This window comes from Bacillus cereus group sp. BfR-BA-01383, assembly GCF_022663495.1.
In the GTDB taxonomy this organism is placed as follows: Bacteria; Bacillota; Bacilli; order Bacillales; family Bacillaceae_G; genus Bacillus_A; species Bacillus_A cereus_AU.
Genome location: NZ_JAKUFP010000004.1, coordinates 156,555 through 171,799 on the forward strand (window position 1 = coordinate 156,555; position 15,245 = coordinate 171,799).

Consider the following 15,245-nt stretch of genomic DNA (forward strand, 5'->3'; position numbering starts at 1 on the left):
ATCATTAAAAAGGTTCGATAGGTACATATATATCAACTATATGTTTCTTTTCTGGGTGCTGCCTTGGGTCATTTTTATATACTTCAAAGGGATACGAATCTCTCGGTTTATATCCGCTATTTGGCAACCATTCACCGTATAAAAAATCCCATGCCCCTTTATATTCATCTTGGCGTATTTCAAAATGACCTACTGCATACCTTCCTGAAGGTATTACCATAATTCCAATGTCGCTCGTTCCTACTGCGTGCTCATCTGGAATTGTTATACATAAACTTGTTCTTAAATGATAGTCTTCTGTAAACTCATGATGATCATGATAAATTGTTAGTACTTTCGTATCTTCGAATACATGATAGTTTTTCTCCGCTGCATAATGAAATAGTTTCTCTATCATTTTTGGAAAAGCTATAGCTAACTCTTTATATGTACCTACATGTCTTATGTATGCGACGTTTATATTGTCCGCTGTTACAATTTCAACATTTCCTCGAACCTTCTTACATTCATTGTATTGAGAAGTTCTGCTTACGTCTTTGCAATTCTTGCTATTGTGATTTCTATATTGAGACGGACTTACTCCGTAATAGTTTTTAAATGTACGGGAGAAAACTGCTGAATCTGTGAATCCGAAGTGATAAGCAATATCTGTAATCGTCATATCTGCACGGTATGTAAGTAGATGTGTTGCTCTTTCTAGCTTTAGGCGATTCACATACCGTGATAACGGCTCATTCATCATCCCTTTAAAAATTCTATGAAAATGATACTTTGAAAATCCTGCTACATCGGCTAACTCTTCAATTGAAAGTGAATCATTTATGTGGGATTCTATATAATCTTGAACTTTGTATATGCGCTGTAAATACTCGTTTCTACTTTGAGAACTCTTCAACTTTTTCCTCCCTATAACAAAACAAACCGTCCAAAAGGATTTTAGGGCAGCTTTCTGTCAGTAACAAATTTTGTCGTATATTGTTGTTAAATCGATATTCCTTGTCGAAACGTCGATATATTTCAAGTTGTGTTCGATATATTTGATTTTGCGTCGATATAATGCGAGTTGTGTTCGATATAATTTCATTTACTTTTTCAATCTACCAAACAGAAGAAAAAATAAATCTTAGTTTGATGTGTATAGTTCCCTTTCCCATCAAGCTAAGAATTTTTTAACTTTTCACTGTTTTTTATAAGAATTCGGCTCGTTTCTTTCTTTTTAGGGAACAATCTATTTTTTAAGTTGATGGTAATGTGGCGTTACCCTGATTTAAAGAAATAACTATTTTTTTATAGCCCTACGTAAGTTAATAACATTGTTTGGATTTAGCTCCCATTGTCTCATAAGTTCTTTTTGTCTAGCTTTTAAGTCTCCAAATGGTTCTTCCACCATTTCGATTTTATTAAATTTCCCCTCAAAAACTGAAGCGTTTTTTATCTTTTTATATCCACCAAAACCTAAGTCATCATTTAGCAACCAGACCACTCTCTGTATTTTTGCGAATAAAATACCACCTGTACACATTGGGCACGGTTCCAACGTGCTATAAATAGTAAACTTCTCATTTTTTATTTTTGCATCAAACATTGCTGGTCCTGCATTGCGAATAGCGTCTATCTCTGCGTGAGCTGTTATGTCTTTTTGAGGATGCACCCTATTTCTTCCCCTTGCAATAACATTATAATTTCCATCAACAATAACTGCTCCTACTGGATATGTATTTTCTTTTAATGCCTTTTCTGCCTCTTCCAATGCCATCTCTAAAAAATATCTATCTCTCTCAAAATCCATATAAATCCCTCCTTTTTTAATAATCACGCCAACAAAATAAAAAAGTACGCCATTCTTTCTACAAAAACATAAGAAAGGATGGCGTTTTGATATGAACTTAATTTAATGGACTTGGGTAACAGCTCTTTTCTTTACACATTTTTCAAAAATAAAACTCGACTCCCACCGTTCCCATCATAATTTGTATGTACGGATACACCTTCTACCTCGTCATCCCCAGCCTCAATTTGAAAGCCAATTTCTTGATGAAACTGTATCGACTTTTTATTAATGGGTGACGTGATTGCTTTTACAACTTTACGATTATTTGCACGAGCGACATCAAAGAAATAAGAATATAACGTCGATGCGATTCCTTTTCTTCTATACTCCGGATTTACACCGATAAAGTGAACGTACGCTTCTTCTTTATGTGTTTGTGAAAAGAATCCGCATAAAAAGCCTAACGTTTCTCCCTCTTCTTCAATGATAAAACTCGTTTCTTGAAAGTGGACGAAAAACAACTTCGGCAACATGTCAGCCATATTCCTTCCGCCCCACCAATCATTTAAAACAGAATGAATCTTTACATAATCTTCCCCTTGCATGTTTCTTACTCGCATGTATTTCTCCCTCTCACTTACTTCATTTTTTCATGAATTTTAATGACCGTTTCTACTAAAAGAATGAGTACCCATATCCCACAAAATACAAGAACAGACTGGGATATCGATCCAATTATCATAACACCAACTGCACCTGTTATTGAAAATGATATTCCACCAAACCCTGGATCCTGTATAAGTGCTCCAGCAGAAAAAGCAGTTATAATAGATACTATTAAATAAATCACACTCATTATTTTTAATATTTTTATAGAAAGATACGAAGTTTGTTCTTCTTCCACTTGTGATAATTCGATTTCTCCACTCGCAATTCCTTTTTGTAAACAATCCTCACACAAAAATTCTTCCTTAATTTTTTTACCACCATGCAATGTACCTGTTATTTCTTTACATCGTGAACACCTTCGATTTATCATTTTGGTATCACTCCTATCCCATAAGATTATACTTATATAATTCTATATTTACCTTAATATTCCTTTTATGTATTTTATAGAGAAATGAGGTGTTTTATGATGTCTAAACTTACTTTTGGTTATAAAAAAACCACTGAACAGTATGTATTACGACCTAGTTGCTATGCGGTTATTTTTAACGATACTTGCTCAAAAGTGGCTGTTATCCAAAAAGGAGATCGTTACTTTTTACCTGGTGGCGGTATGGAAGATAACGAAACAAAAGATGAATGTTTGCATCGTGAACTACTAGAGGAATTAGGATGGGTAATTGAAATTGATCAATATATCGGTAATGCAGCGCGATATTTTTATGCGGAAAAGGAAGATACATATTATTTAAACGATGGGTTCTTTTACATTGCAAACATGGTACATCAGGAAACTGAAAACTGTGAGGAGGATCATGTTTTAAGATGGATGCCTCCATTACGTGCTATAGAGCTTTTAATTCATGATCATCAAAAATGGGCTGTTGAACAAGCGCTTTTATTACAAAAACAAAAATGATCTCCTTCTATATGAAAGAGATCATTTTTACCTTTAGCTTACTTTTTTCAAATTGAGAGCAGGCTTTTTGATTCCGCCTTTTTTGACTACATATAAACCAATGAAGATAATAAGACCGCCAACTAATTGCATCATATTGATTTCCTCTCCGATTGTTACAGCTGCAAAGATAACTGCGAACAATGGTACAAGATACATATAAACCATTACTTTCGTTGAGCCGATTTTACTAATACCGACATACCACATGGCAAGTCCGAAGATTGTCGCAAAGACGATTGAATATGCTAGAGAACCCCAGCTTGGCATATCTACTGGCCACGTTAATGTATTTACATTGAATAGACAATATACAACGAGAGGTACAATTCCAATTAAAGTAGACCATGATGTTACTCTCATTGCAGAGTATTTTGTAATGAGAGGTTGCGCTAAAATTGGATACCATCCCCACGCAATTGCTGCGACTAATCCGATTACATTTCCGAGCCATGCATACTCATAAGTTGCTCCTCCTGTATGCCCTGTTAATAAAACGAATGCTGCACCAATAAACGCTACTATTGAACCAATTTGTACTTTCATCGAAAAGCGTTCTTGTTTGTGTAATACTGCTAATATCCCTGTAAATATAGGTGACATTGCAATTAATAATGAGGCGTTCGTTGCTGAAGTATATTTTACAGATAACATAAACATCGTTTGATACATCGTCGTACCAACGATCCCTACTGCTAATAATCGTAACCAATCTTTTCTTTCAATACGTAATGAGCGTTCCATTATAAAAGTAATAAGTAATAATACCGGTGATGCTACTAAAAATCGTAAACTATTAAATTGAATGGATGACATAAATGCCACGCCATACTTTCCAATTGTATAATTTGCTCCCCATACTAATGCAACTGATACTAGGAGCCACTCCATTTGCCATCTTTTCATCCGAATCTCCCCTTCCCTATTTAGCATAGTAAAATTGGCTGGATATAACACCGTCCAATTGGCTGTTTTTTTACCCAGCCAATTTGTTATACTTGATGTATATAAGAGATGCGGAGGCGTTTATATGGAATGGAAGCTAGATAATGACAGTAAAATACCTATTTATCAGCAAGTTGTTGACTTTATTGAAAGACGTATTACATACGGAGAGCTTCCTCCAGGTAGCTTCCTCCCTTCAGAACGGAAATTAGCTACGCAGTTAAATGTAAACAGAAGTACAGTAACGACTGCTTATAATGAACTTCGCGCTATGGGAATTGTAGAAAGTACGACCGGTAAAGGAACACGTGTGAGTACACATATGTGGGGCGTTTCTCCGACATTAACGCCGAACTGGAGAGGTTTCGTAGAAGGTGGTACTTTTTTGCCAAACTTACCATTACTTCGCCACATTCGGGCAGAAGTACAACAAAATGAAAATATTATAGATTTCGCTAATGGGGAGCTCGGTTGTAATCTCTATCCTCACGATCAACTACAAACGATTTTACGAGAACAACCGTTAACGCAGTCATTAAGTTATGATCATCCCCAGGGCTATCTCCCGCTCAGACAAGCGGTAGTAAAATATATGAAAGATTATTTAAAAATTGAAGCGACCGAACAATCGATTATGATTACATCTGGCGCCCAACAAGCACTTCACCTTATCGTACAATGTTTATTAAATCCAGGTGATGCAGTCGCTTTCGAAAGTCCATCGCACTGTTATTCCTTACCGTTATTCCAATCAGCAGGTATTCGTATTTTCCCATTACCTGTCGATGAACACGGTATTAATCCAGATGATGTGCAAGAATTATATAGAAAGCATCGTATTAAAATGATCTTTTTAAATCCAAATTTCCAAAATCCTACGGGAACGATGCTGCATCCAAACCGTAGAAAAAAACTGTTGTCACTTTGCGCAGACTTACGAATTGCGATCGTTGAAGATGATCCGTCTAGTCTACTTACGTTAGAAAATAAACAACCTTGCCCTACTTTAAAATCGATTGATGAAAACGGAACAGTCATTTATGTACATTCCTTATCAAAAATGATTGCACCAGGTTTACGAGTTGGCTGGCTTGTCGCTCCGCAGTCTGTCGTAGAGCGATTATCAGATGCGCGGCACCAAATGGAATTAGGAATGAGTATATTCCCGCAGTGGCTTATGCAGCAATTTTTCGAAACTGTACCATTCCAGTCGCATATCGTACCGTTACGAAAGCAGCTAGCAGAAAAAAGAGACATTATCGTCCGTGCCCTAAACGAGCAACTTCACGATAAAATCTCTTTTTCAAAGCCTACTGGTGGTATTTACATATGGGGAAAATTAAACGAACCGATAAACGAAAAGCAACTCATTATGCAAAGCTTAAAACAAGAAATCGCCTTTATGCCGGGCAGTATTTTCGGCGCAAAAGATGGTTATATACGTTTATCTTATGGAAAGGTAAATATAGATCAAATTGAGGAAGGTATTTCTCGTTTGCGTGAGGCTATTTTGGTATGTGAAAAATAACATTATATAAAGCTTTCTCGTTTGACAAAAGAAAAATCTACCATTATTATCAACACGAACCTAGTTTTAGGAGTGATAAATATGAAAATTTACGTTGATGCAGATGCTTGCCCTGTAAAAGATGTGATTATTTTTGAAGCTACGAATGCAGAAATCCCTGTTACCCTCGTTACTAGCTTTTCTCATTATTCTAATGCTAAGCAGCCAGCAGGTGTGGAAACCATTTATGTTGATTCTGGAGCAGATGCTGCGGATTACCGGATTATGCAGTTAGCAAAAAAAGAAGATTTAATCGTAACGCAAGATTATGGTCTTGCTTCGCTCGCTTTAGCAAAAGGCTGTATCGTTCTACACCATAAAGGCTATAAGTATACGAATGAAAACATTGACCAACTATTACAAACACGATATTTAAGTGCAATGGTTCGAAAAAGCGGTAAGCGTACCAAAGGACCAAAACCATTTACAGCAGAAGATAAAGAGAAATTTAGAGAGCTCTTTAAAAGTGTGATTACACTTCAGAAATAAACCTTCTATTTGTAGGGAAAGCTTAGCAAAAAAGAAGAGAATATCCAAATGAACATTCTCTTCTTGAGGTTTACCCGTTTAAAAAGACGGCAAATTATCTAAATTATTTTCCTTTATACCATCCGCTTCACTACGTATAATATCTCTACCATACTTATGAAACACGTCCACATGTGCTAACTTCCCTGATTTCGCTTCATCAAGAGCAGTAATATAATCTAACTCTCTCCCGCTACTTGTTTTAAAAGCAATTAAATCACCTTCATCATTTTTACGAACAGCAACAATTTGTTCTGCACCTGAAGTAACTTCCTGAGCTATTTCAAATTGAGCTTGTTCTTCTCCTTGATGTAAGTAGTCATTATAAACTTTTTCAAAGTCTTTTTTATCCATAAAACTCACCTCCAACACATTTTATTAGTATGTTTGGAAGGTATTGGTTTTATGTACTTTACTCTAAACTTGAGTGTTTTCAAATGAAAACATAGTCCCCTCACTATTTGATTGTAAAGTATATTTTACATCGAACATCTTTGATATATCTTCAATATTTTTTAAACCTAGTCCCGTTCCTTTACTATTTATATCAAACCCAATCCCGTTATCTCTAAAGGAAACAATATCATCGCCTATGAGGATCTCAAGTTTGTTAGCTTTTGAATGTTTAAGCACATTTTGAAAAATATTATCGAATAGCCTTTGAATCCATAACTCATTACTATTCCATATCAACTCTTTATCTTGTGGATTATATACTAATTCAATTTTATGAATGCTATACAAATAGCTCCATTTTTTAATCATATTTTCGATTAAATTATGTATATTCACTTCATCATTCACAATATAAGTATTCTCTAATGTCTCTGTAGATTGAATATTAAATTCGTTAGTTAAATGACTTATATATTGTATCTGCTCATACATTGATTCAAGTACTGGTGCTTGTTCTTCGTATTCGCCTTCTAAATAATATAATTGTAATCTAACCGCAGTTAAGGGTGTATTAATATCATGCCTTAATTTATTTAATAGCTCTTTTTTTATTTGTTCCTGTTGTTGTAGTTCTAATTCTCGATAAGTCGTTCTTTCTATAAGCAAGTTTACTGATTTAATCAGTTGCCCCATCTCGTCATCGCTTTTGACATCGATTATATTAGGGATTTTTTTATCACTAGCTAAATCTCGAATCGTTTGATTTAATACATTAATTTTATTTAATACTGTGTTAATCGATTTTGAAAATACAAAAGCTAATACTAATAGTGACAATAAAAATATAATTAACATAGTAGGATATGCAAAGGATTCGTGAAATGGAATGTTTTTGTTTTTAGTTTTAAAGACAGCATTATAAATTACTGATACAAAGATACTAATTGACAACAATAACAGTGGTACGCTAACAATAGCGGAGAATAGTAGTAACTGATATTTTTTCTTTAAGTTCATTTCTTCATAAAGGTATTTAGTCTATACCCTTCTCCATAAATATTTTGAATAATATCACCTGTTTTATCATTGATTTTGGTCCTGATTTTTTTTATATGTACGTTCATGATATTTTGATTTCTATCTTCAAGTTGCCATAAGTAATCAAAGAAGTGCTCTTTTGTTAGAATTCTATCTCTATTTTCATATAAATAGAAGAATATTTTACGCTCAATCGCAGTAAAAGCAACTTCATCACGCAAACCATTCATTAGAACCCTTTTATATTCTGCATCTATAAATAGATGTTTAATTTGCGTGAAAGTACCATATTGATTATCTAACATTTTCTGAATTCTTAACAATAATTCTCTAGGATCAAAAGGTTTTATCATGTATTCTTCTCCAATAGTTAAACCTTTTAGTTTACTATCAATATCATTCAGAGCTGATAGAAATATAATTGGGATATTTAATCCTAAATTTTTTATTTTCTTTGTAATTTGATAACCATCTTCACCCGGTAACATAACATCCATTATGACTAAATCTATTTCATGAATTACATCAAGAACTTTCTTTCCTTCTTTCTCCCAATACACCTTATACTTCTCGCGCTGCAAAATTTTTTGTAATAAATATCCTATCATCAAATCGTCTTCAACAATTAATATATTATATTTTTTCATTATACAGACCTTCCATCGCCAAATTAACAATAGCTTAGTTCTTCACTACTTTATTATTAATAAAATCCATAGCAAATTTGTATATTTCATCCGGAGCGTATAAATAAATACTATGTGTACCTTCAATTATTTTCACATCAGCTATTAATAGCTTGCTAGCAAACTCCTTATAATCTTTGTTTTTTTGCTTTGTATACTTCGAATTTTTATTTTGCCTAGCAATCGCATCTATAAATAAAATCGGTGTTTCTTTTGGGATTGATAAGGAATTTGATTTTTTACCGTTATCGTAGCTTTGTAAAAGTTCTTGCTTCATATCATCGTTAAAAGCTTGTTTATATGAAAGCGCTCGATAAATATCTTTTTCCTGTTCGTTTAAAAAGGATTGCCGAATGACTTCGGGATTATAAGTGAAAGAAGGAACTAATCTCTGAAAACCAATTTTCGTTAAAATATTCATCCCTTTTATTCTTAATGAATCAACTACACCTATTTTATGAGTTACATACTGTTTAGGTAAACCAATATCTAACGCAATAATCCCTTTTACTTCACTTGGATATTTTTGTGCCCAATAAATAGCCTCTATACCCGATAGAGAGTGTGGTACTAAAACATATGGTGATTTATTTCCACTTCGAATAAGCGCTTCTCTCGTTTGTTCTAATATCGTATCAATGTCTCTATCATCTTGAAAAACATCACTGTACCCATAACCAGCTCTCTCAATTACAGAAATCTTGTTTTCTTTCGAAAATTTACTATACAACCCTTTCAATTCATAAACAGGAGCGGCAATTCCAGATCCGGCCATAAATACAAACGTATCCTTCCCGCTCCCCTCATTATAAACATGTATTTTTTTATTATTGAAATTAATAAGTTCACCTTCATTATTTATTAATTTCGATTCCATTCTTAATTGATAGTTATGATATATAAATACAGCGCCTGTTCCAAGAAAAACAATGCTACTACACACAAAAAATATAATCTTTACTATCTTCAATAATTTTTTCATGTGACACCCCTTTCAGCCTATACTGAAAGGGTACAATGTAAAAATAAATTTCTAATAAATTTTTCAAAATTAATATTTTCTCTTTATTTCTAAGTATGGATTTCTTTTAAAATTTCCAATTCAAAGGCCTTTTTTAATACCTACGCAATTTCTTCAAAGTTTCCAATATATCATCTGTAAAGGCTGTACTACCCTCTGTCTCTAAAACTCTGAAATATAAACTTCGTAAGAAAGCTCTAATATTTTGAACTAAAATATCATACTGAGGGTGCGGGATGTCTTCAACGATTGCTATACTATGTAACCAGTTGCTCCACTCTTCTTCAGTTAAAAGATTTTGGTTACGTAACGACATAATTGGCGTTACTAATCTCTCATCCTCAAAGTGTATGTATACGTAGTCATTTAAACGAACCTTTTGACGGACTGCAGCTAGTATTGCATATGAAAACTCACGATTTTGGATTGTACGAGCTAAAGCATCTAGCGCATCTGCAGCATGTGCAGTAGAATGTGCCCAGCCTTTTCCTTCTACGTAACCTCTTACGTCTTCTTCTAAATATACATATTCCAGAATTTGTTCTGCTACACTGTACAGTTGTTCTTCCGATAACAACGGTTCTCTTTCATGAACAGATAAAATAAGTGGTGGGATTAAAACAGAGAATGCACGTTTGAAAACAGAGTCCGTTCCCTTTTCTCCAATTTTATAAAATAAATAATCAGGACTAATCGCTTGTAACATTAATCCTCGTAATTCTTTTTGTCTAAATACATCATTTGTAATCCATTTGTGAAGCGTACTATATATTAAATCATCACGCAGTTCAGCATCAGGTGATCCGATATAATCTAGCATCCACTGTGCATATGGATATGCGTCTACATCTTCTGGTACAGCATAATTATTATTTTTAATTTGCTGTAATTCTTCTTTTAGTTCTATTACTTCATTCATTATATGTCTTGTCCCCTTTTTATGTTTTTAACTTGCCTTTTTTCCTTATCCCCTGGAAATTACTTCGTAAAATGAATTTCATTATACGAGAATTATAACAATAAATATAAGGTTATACATATATTTATGATTACGCATTTACTCTCTTTCATGAAATATAACTTCTGGATTTTCTAAATCACTATTCTGAAATACAACATTCGCACATTCTTTCGGATTATGCTCGTCTATATACATCTTACAAGCTGCATGATATCTGTTCAAAAACATTTTCTCTGCTTCTTCATAACTTCCAAAAGCTTCAGTCTCCCGCTTCGCACCACGTTTTCTCGCAATCTCAAAATCTGTATCTACAAAAATTTTGTAATCAAATAAATACTCTACGTCTTTTTTCAATAGAAATGTTCCATCTACTATTAGCACCATATTTGGCGAGGCCACTAGTGGTTCATTATGTACAGGGATGTCCGTTATTAAGTTATGAGAAATCGTTTCATAATGTAAATTCCCGTTAGGTCCTAAAGGCTTTAATAACCTTTCTTTAAAAGCTATATAATCGTGTGCATCTTCATAATATCCTCTTGCAGATTCTTTTCCTTGCGTATAGCGAATCGCTCTCGGGTTATGAAAATCATCAATGCTGGCGCGTGTTACTGGTACTCCTCGTTTCTTTATTTCTTCTGCAAGTTCGTTTGCAAATGTTGTCTTTCCTGATGCTGTAATACCACTTACTCCAACTCTTATTGGATGCGTTAAGTTTAACGTTAAAATATGATCTGTAATTTCTTTAATGATTTGTTTTCGGTTCATGATATCTCCTCCTGTAATTAGTTTACATAATATAATTACAAGTAACAAAACGTGTCACTATTTGTCGGTAAGTCGATATCCTTTGTCGAATCGTTGATATATTTTTAGTTACGATAGATATCTTCCTTACTTCCCCTTAAACCCCCGATACAAAGCAGTTCGTAACTCTTGCTTATATTCCTCAATTTCTGGCATATCGAGTTCTTCTGCTAATCGGATGGCTAATTCAATATCGTACGGTACACGTACGAGCTGGATGGAAAAACTCGTTGCTTCTTTTTCATTGTAAGTTCCTTCAAAAATTAAATAGGATGCTTGTGTAATTTCAAGAGGATTTCCTACACTACCAGCATTACATAACGTTTTGCCTCTGAAATTTTGAACGAATGCTTGGTGAACGTCACCGTAGCAAACGACATCTGGTTTTCTTTCTCCTTCTTTATTCTCTGTGAGGTCACTATTTTCGAACATACTAACACGTTCTTCTATTGCGGCATGTGGTTGAATTCTTTCATATAAACTTCTCGGTGAAGCGTGGAACATACGAATGAGTTTCCCGCTCATATAAAACTCGATTGAAAATGGTAAACTTCTTAAGTACTCATTTTGTTCTTCTGACAGTTGTTTTTGATGCCATTTTAACGCTTCAAATTCAGTCGGTTTTGTAATGAAATCATCCCAGTTCCCCATTACGACTTCCTCACATTCTTTACGAACGATTTCAATTACTTCGCTTGAATGAGGGCCTTTTCCTACTAAATCGCCAAGACAAATAATACGCTCTATCCCTCTTAATTTAATATCTTTCAGCACAGATTCTAATGCCGGAATATTACCATGAATATCTGAAATTACCGCTATTTTATCCAAATGAATCCCTCCATTATCTATTGTTTATCATATCCATATGATGTGATTGATACCAGCTTGGAATATAGGATGAAGAATGATTATGATCTTCTATAATTCGGTTCAATCTCTCTATTAATATATGTACAAACTCCCTAACACTTCATGCACTTGTTTACTTTCCCCTTTAAACTCTACTGCAAATGGATTTTCGCCCTGGTTCTTCAGGCGTTCTTGCACTAACCCTTCTCCAAGCGGTTCACAAAACTGTACATGAATATCACCAAACGATACACTTTGACACTCAGCATTCCACTCTTCATTTTTTACGACTGAACTTGCAGCTAACCCCATTACTTCTTTCCATTTCCGCACCGTTTCTCGAACATTTTTCACCGCATAATGAATCGTTTCAATTTGTTGTACTTTGTTTTTATGTTCAGCAATCGTCCCTGTTTTATGTAAATCGATTCTTCTTTCTTCGTCCGTTTCATTCCACTGTATAAAGAAGGGTAATTTCGGTCCGTTCTCTTCCTGCTTTACAAATAACATTTTCCATTCTAAAAGACGGCCATCTTTTCTCATGCGTTTCCCTTCAAATGGTCCAATCGTTTGTATGCCATGCTTTCTGAACTTAACTGTTAATTCTTCAATTGCATCTGTTCGAATTGCGATTTGTAGCATTCCTTCTCCAGTTTGTAATTTCACGACCGTTTCCTGCACTAATGGATTTTCTGCTTCTTTCGCTTTTTCTCCATGCTGAACTGCTAAAAATTCTATATATGATAAGTCAAAATAACATAAACTATTCCAAGTACCCCAGTTTGTATGTCGTCCGCCTAATGCAGTATGAAATCCACGCTCCTGCATTTGTTTTGCTGCTTCCTCCGGTGTGCAATGCACTGCGTGAACGAGATGATCAAATACTAACATGTCCTTCTCCCCTTTCTCTCCATCCTTTTATTGTATATTTTATTTTTCTTTCATTCAATTCAAAAAACTTTAAAACCCAGTTGTTTTATACGATTAATATGTATTATAATAAAACAAATTTCAATATTGCTGATTGGAAAAACCAAAGGCACTTTTCTCATATGGGAAAAGTGCCTTTTTCATTTATTTATTACAGGGGGAATATTTATGCAGAAATTAATTGTATTTGCTATTATTGGATTTTTCGCTCAATTGATTGATGGAGCACTCGGAATGGCGTATGGGGTAACCTCTACTTCTCTATTATTAATGTTTGGTATCGCACCGGCTGTAGCTTCCGCTTCTGTTCACTTAGCTGAAGTCGTTACAACTGCTGCTTCTGGTGCATCTCACATTAAATTTGGAAACGTGGATAAATATACCGTTTCCAGGCTTACATTACCAGGAGCAATTGGTGCATTTATTGGGGCATGTTTTTTAAGTAATTTACCTGGCAATGTGATTAAACCGTACATTTCAATATTTTTATTCACTTTAGGGGTTTATATTTTATTACGATTTCTTATTCAAAAGCAAATTGCCACTTCAAAAAAACGCATGTCTGCCAAACAACTTGTACCGCTCGGTTTATTCGCTGGATTCGTCGATTCAACTGGCGGTGGTGGCTGGGGTCCAATTACGACACCTGTGCTACTTGCAAGAGGAAATGAAGCTAGAAAAGTGATTGGATCTGTAGATACGAGTGAATTTCCTGTTTCACTCGCTGCAACAATCGGCTTCTTCATCTCACTTGGCTGGGAACAAGTAAGCTGGGTTTGGGTATTCTCCTTAATGCTTGGCGGTATTGTCGCAGCTCCAATTGCAGCATGGTTAGTACGCATCGTTCCATCTCATTTACTTGGCGTATTAGTTGGTGGCCTTATTATTTTTACGAATATACGTACACTACTTACAACATTTAAAGTGGATCCAACTATTATTTCACTTTCTTACGTGGCAGTTGGTCTTGTCGTTATTATATCTATTTTTATTGCTGTCCGTAATCATTCGAAACATTCGACAATTGGATACCCGACAGATCAAAAACAAATACTACCTTAATTACAAAAATACCGCCCGATTTATTTCGAGCGGTATTTTTCTATTTTCCAATTGATCATCGTTTCTGTAGCTTCTACTCTCTTCATATGTAATTTTTCTAATACACGGATTGAACCATAATTATCTAGAAGTGTCTCTGCAATAACCGTTTCTACTTTTCCTGTCTGAAAAGCCCACTTTATTAATTCAGCTACAGATTCTGTAGCATATCCTTTATTCCAATATTTCTCAATAAAACCGTAACCAACTTCTACTGTACTATTCTCGCTTGGTTTCCCTTTAAACCCTATATCCCCTAGTACGATGTCATCTTCTTTTCGAATGACATACCATGCGCCCCAAGGTAATAAAGCCGTATCTTCTTTTACATGTTCTACATGGCCTATAATATGCGGACCACTGTTATACCATTGTTTTTCAGCAACACGAAACATCTCTTCTGTACATGGTACTATATAGAGCCTTTCCGTTTCTAATTTCACAATGATTTCCCCTTTTCCTTTAAACGTTTATCTCATTATAACAAAAAATATGACCACATTATGAATGTCGAATTATATTTTCCGAATTTTCTTTTAATTTTAGAGGATTTTTCATTATTTTTTGCGAAACATTTGTATAACAATTTCTTTATTTATTTTTTTGTTACATAACAGTAGGTTCGGGTGGAGTTTTGCAAGCGTTTCCTAAACAATAACCGATATTTTTTGACTTTTCCTAACAAAATTCCTTGCAATATATTCAGAAAGTGATTACAATTGCGATATATTAAAAATCTTAGCAATATATAAATCCTCATCAGTCCGATGAGGTAGAGGTTGCGACTTTTAAAAGTAAAATGGACGAGACACAGAGAATGTCACCGACTCCGTTTGAAAGGAAAAGTTGCCGAAGTTTATATTTCTTCTCTGGAACTATAAGCTGGGGCTGTCTCCGAAAGGAACAGAACTGTCACGTTTACAAAATTACCGTGTAAACGTGGGGTGCTATCTTAACGGAAGGGTATGATGGGGTGGTTATTTGTGAAACGTTCCGCCAAATTCCTTTGGCGGTT

The 15,245-nt window shown here is 34.6% G+C and carries 18 protein-coding genes, 1 pseudogene and 1 riboswitch; of the genes and pseudogenes, 4 read left to right on the forward strand and 15 right to left on the reverse strand.

Going from position 1 to position 15,245, the window contains the following annotated elements:
• Positions 1-4: 4 nt before the first annotated feature.
• From MR065_RS06285 to MR065_RS06300, 4 genes are all read right to left on the reverse strand, one after another.
• Positions 5-895 (reverse strand): AraC family transcriptional regulator, encoded by an 891-nt coding sequence (locus tag MR065_RS06285; protein ID WP_242212911.1) that lies wholly within the window; start codon positions 893-895, stop codon positions 5-7.
• A gap of 384 nt (positions 896-1,279) precedes the next feature.
• Positions 1,280-1,789 (reverse strand): nucleoside deaminase, encoded by a 510-nt coding sequence (locus tag MR065_RS06290; RefSeq protein ID WP_242212912.1) that lies wholly within the window; start codon positions 1,787-1,789, stop codon positions 1,280-1,282.
• 131 nt (positions 1,790-1,920) lie between these two features.
• Positions 1,921-2,391 (reverse strand): GNAT family N-acetyltransferase, encoded by a 471-nt coding sequence (locus MR065_RS06295; protein ID WP_242212913.1) that lies wholly within the window; start codon positions 2,389-2,391, stop codon positions 1,921-1,923.
• 17 nt (positions 2,392-2,408) lie between these two features.
• A complete protein-coding gene (locus tag MR065_RS06300; protein ID WP_242212914.1) occupies positions 2,409-2,810 on the reverse strand; it encodes a DUF3980 domain-containing protein in 402 nt (133 codons plus the stop codon).
• Positions 2,811-2,906: 96 nt separating this feature from the next.
• On the opposite strand from MR065_RS06300, the gene MR065_RS06305 reads away from it, so the two are divergent.
• The gene (locus tag MR065_RS06305) at positions 2,907-3,359 is read left to right on the forward strand and encodes an NUDIX hydrolase (RefSeq protein ID WP_242212915.1); all 453 of its coding nucleotides are present in this window, start codon (positions 2,907-2,909) and stop codon (positions 3,357-3,359) included.
• A gap of 33 nt (positions 3,360-3,392) precedes the next feature.
• Here the strand turns inward: MR065_RS06305 and MR065_RS06310 are convergent, their stop codons facing one another.
• The gene (locus MR065_RS06310; RefSeq protein ID WP_088229528.1) at positions 3,393-4,304 is read right to left on the reverse strand and encodes a DMT family transporter; all 912 of its coding nucleotides are present in this window, start codon (positions 4,302-4,304) and stop codon (positions 3,393-3,395) included.
• Positions 4,305-4,428: 124 nt separating this feature from the next.
• Between MR065_RS06310 and pdxR the strand changes: the two genes are divergently transcribed.
• Positions 4,429-5,871 carry a MocR-like pyridoxine biosynthesis transcription factor PdxR gene (pdxR, locus tag MR065_RS06315; RefSeq protein ID WP_242212916.1) on the forward strand — a complete coding sequence of 481 codons (1,443 nt, stop codon included), beginning with the start codon at positions 4,429-4,431 and terminating at the stop codon, positions 5,869-5,871.
• An 81-nt stretch (positions 5,872-5,952) separates the two neighbouring features.
• Complete coding sequence (locus MR065_RS06320; RefSeq protein WP_242212917.1) at positions 5,953-6,399, forward strand: YaiI/YqxD family protein; 447 nt, start codon at positions 5,953-5,955, stop codon at positions 6,397-6,399.
• Between the two features lie 78 nt (positions 6,400-6,477).
• On the opposite strand, the gene MR065_RS06325 is transcribed toward MR065_RS06320, so the two are convergent.
• From MR065_RS06325 to MR065_RS06365, 9 genes and pseudogenes are all read right to left on the reverse strand, one after another.
• Positions 6,478-6,792: a DUF3892 domain-containing protein gene (locus MR065_RS06325; protein ID WP_242212918.1), complete on the reverse strand. Its 315-nt coding sequence runs from the start codon at positions 6,790-6,792 to the stop codon at positions 6,478-6,480.
• Positions 6,793-6,855: 63 nt separating this feature from the next.
• The gene (locus tag MR065_RS06330) at positions 6,856-7,851 is read right to left on the reverse strand and encodes a sensor histidine kinase (RefSeq protein WP_242212919.1); all 996 of its coding nucleotides are present in this window, start codon (positions 7,849-7,851) and stop codon (positions 6,856-6,858) included.
• Complete coding sequence (locus tag MR065_RS06335) at positions 7,848-8,519, reverse strand: response regulator transcription factor (protein WP_242212920.1); 672 nt, start codon at positions 8,517-8,519, stop codon at positions 7,848-7,850. Before MR065_RS06335 ends, MR065_RS06330 begins: the two co-directional genes overlap by 4 nt.
• A gap of 34 nt (positions 8,520-8,553) precedes the next feature.
• A complete protein-coding gene (locus MR065_RS06340) occupies positions 8,554-9,540 on the reverse strand; it encodes an alpha/beta fold hydrolase (RefSeq protein WP_242212921.1) in 987 nt (328 codons plus the stop codon).
• A 133-nt stretch (positions 9,541-9,673) separates the two neighbouring features.
• The gene (locus tag MR065_RS06345) at positions 9,674-10,498 is read right to left on the reverse strand and encodes a DUF2785 domain-containing protein (RefSeq protein ID WP_242212922.1); all 825 of its coding nucleotides are present in this window, start codon (positions 10,496-10,498) and stop codon (positions 9,674-9,676) included.
• A gap of 138 nt (positions 10,499-10,636) precedes the next feature.
• Positions 10,637-11,308 (reverse strand): nucleoside/nucleotide kinase family protein, encoded by a 672-nt coding sequence (locus tag MR065_RS06350; RefSeq protein WP_242212923.1) that lies wholly within the window; start codon positions 11,306-11,308, stop codon positions 10,637-10,639.
• A gap of 126 nt (positions 11,309-11,434) precedes the next feature.
• Positions 11,435-12,178: a metallophosphoesterase family protein gene (locus tag MR065_RS06355; RefSeq protein ID WP_242212924.1), complete on the reverse strand. Its 744-nt coding sequence runs from the start codon at positions 12,176-12,178 to the stop codon at positions 11,435-11,437.
• Between the two features lie 13 nt (positions 12,179-12,191).
• A pseudogene (locus MR065_RS06360) lies at positions 12,192-12,290 on the reverse strand (aminoglycoside phosphotransferase family protein); the annotation flags it as partial.
• 2 nt (positions 12,291-12,292) lie between these two features.
• On the reverse strand, positions 12,293-13,090 hold the full coding sequence (locus MR065_RS06365) for a VOC family protein (RefSeq protein WP_242212925.1): 798 nt from the start codon (positions 13,088-13,090) through the stop codon (positions 12,293-12,295).
• 207 nt (positions 13,091-13,297) lie between these two features.
• On the opposite strand from MR065_RS06365, the gene MR065_RS06370 reads away from it, so the two are divergent.
• Positions 13,298-14,191 (forward strand): sulfite exporter TauE/SafE family protein, encoded by an 894-nt coding sequence (locus MR065_RS06370; RefSeq protein WP_242212926.1) that lies wholly within the window; start codon positions 13,298-13,300, stop codon positions 14,189-14,191.
• A gap of 20 nt (positions 14,192-14,211) precedes the next feature.
• Here MR065_RS06370 and MR065_RS06375 read toward each other — a convergent pair whose 3' ends face one another.
• On the reverse strand, positions 14,212-14,673 hold the full coding sequence (locus tag MR065_RS06375; protein ID WP_242212927.1) for a GNAT family N-acetyltransferase: 462 nt from the start codon (positions 14,671-14,673) through the stop codon (positions 14,212-14,214).
• 322 nt (positions 14,674-14,995) lie between these two features.
• Positions 14,996-15,188: riboswitch (Lysine riboswitch) on the forward strand.
• The last annotated feature ends 57 nt before the right edge of the window (positions 15,189-15,245 follow it).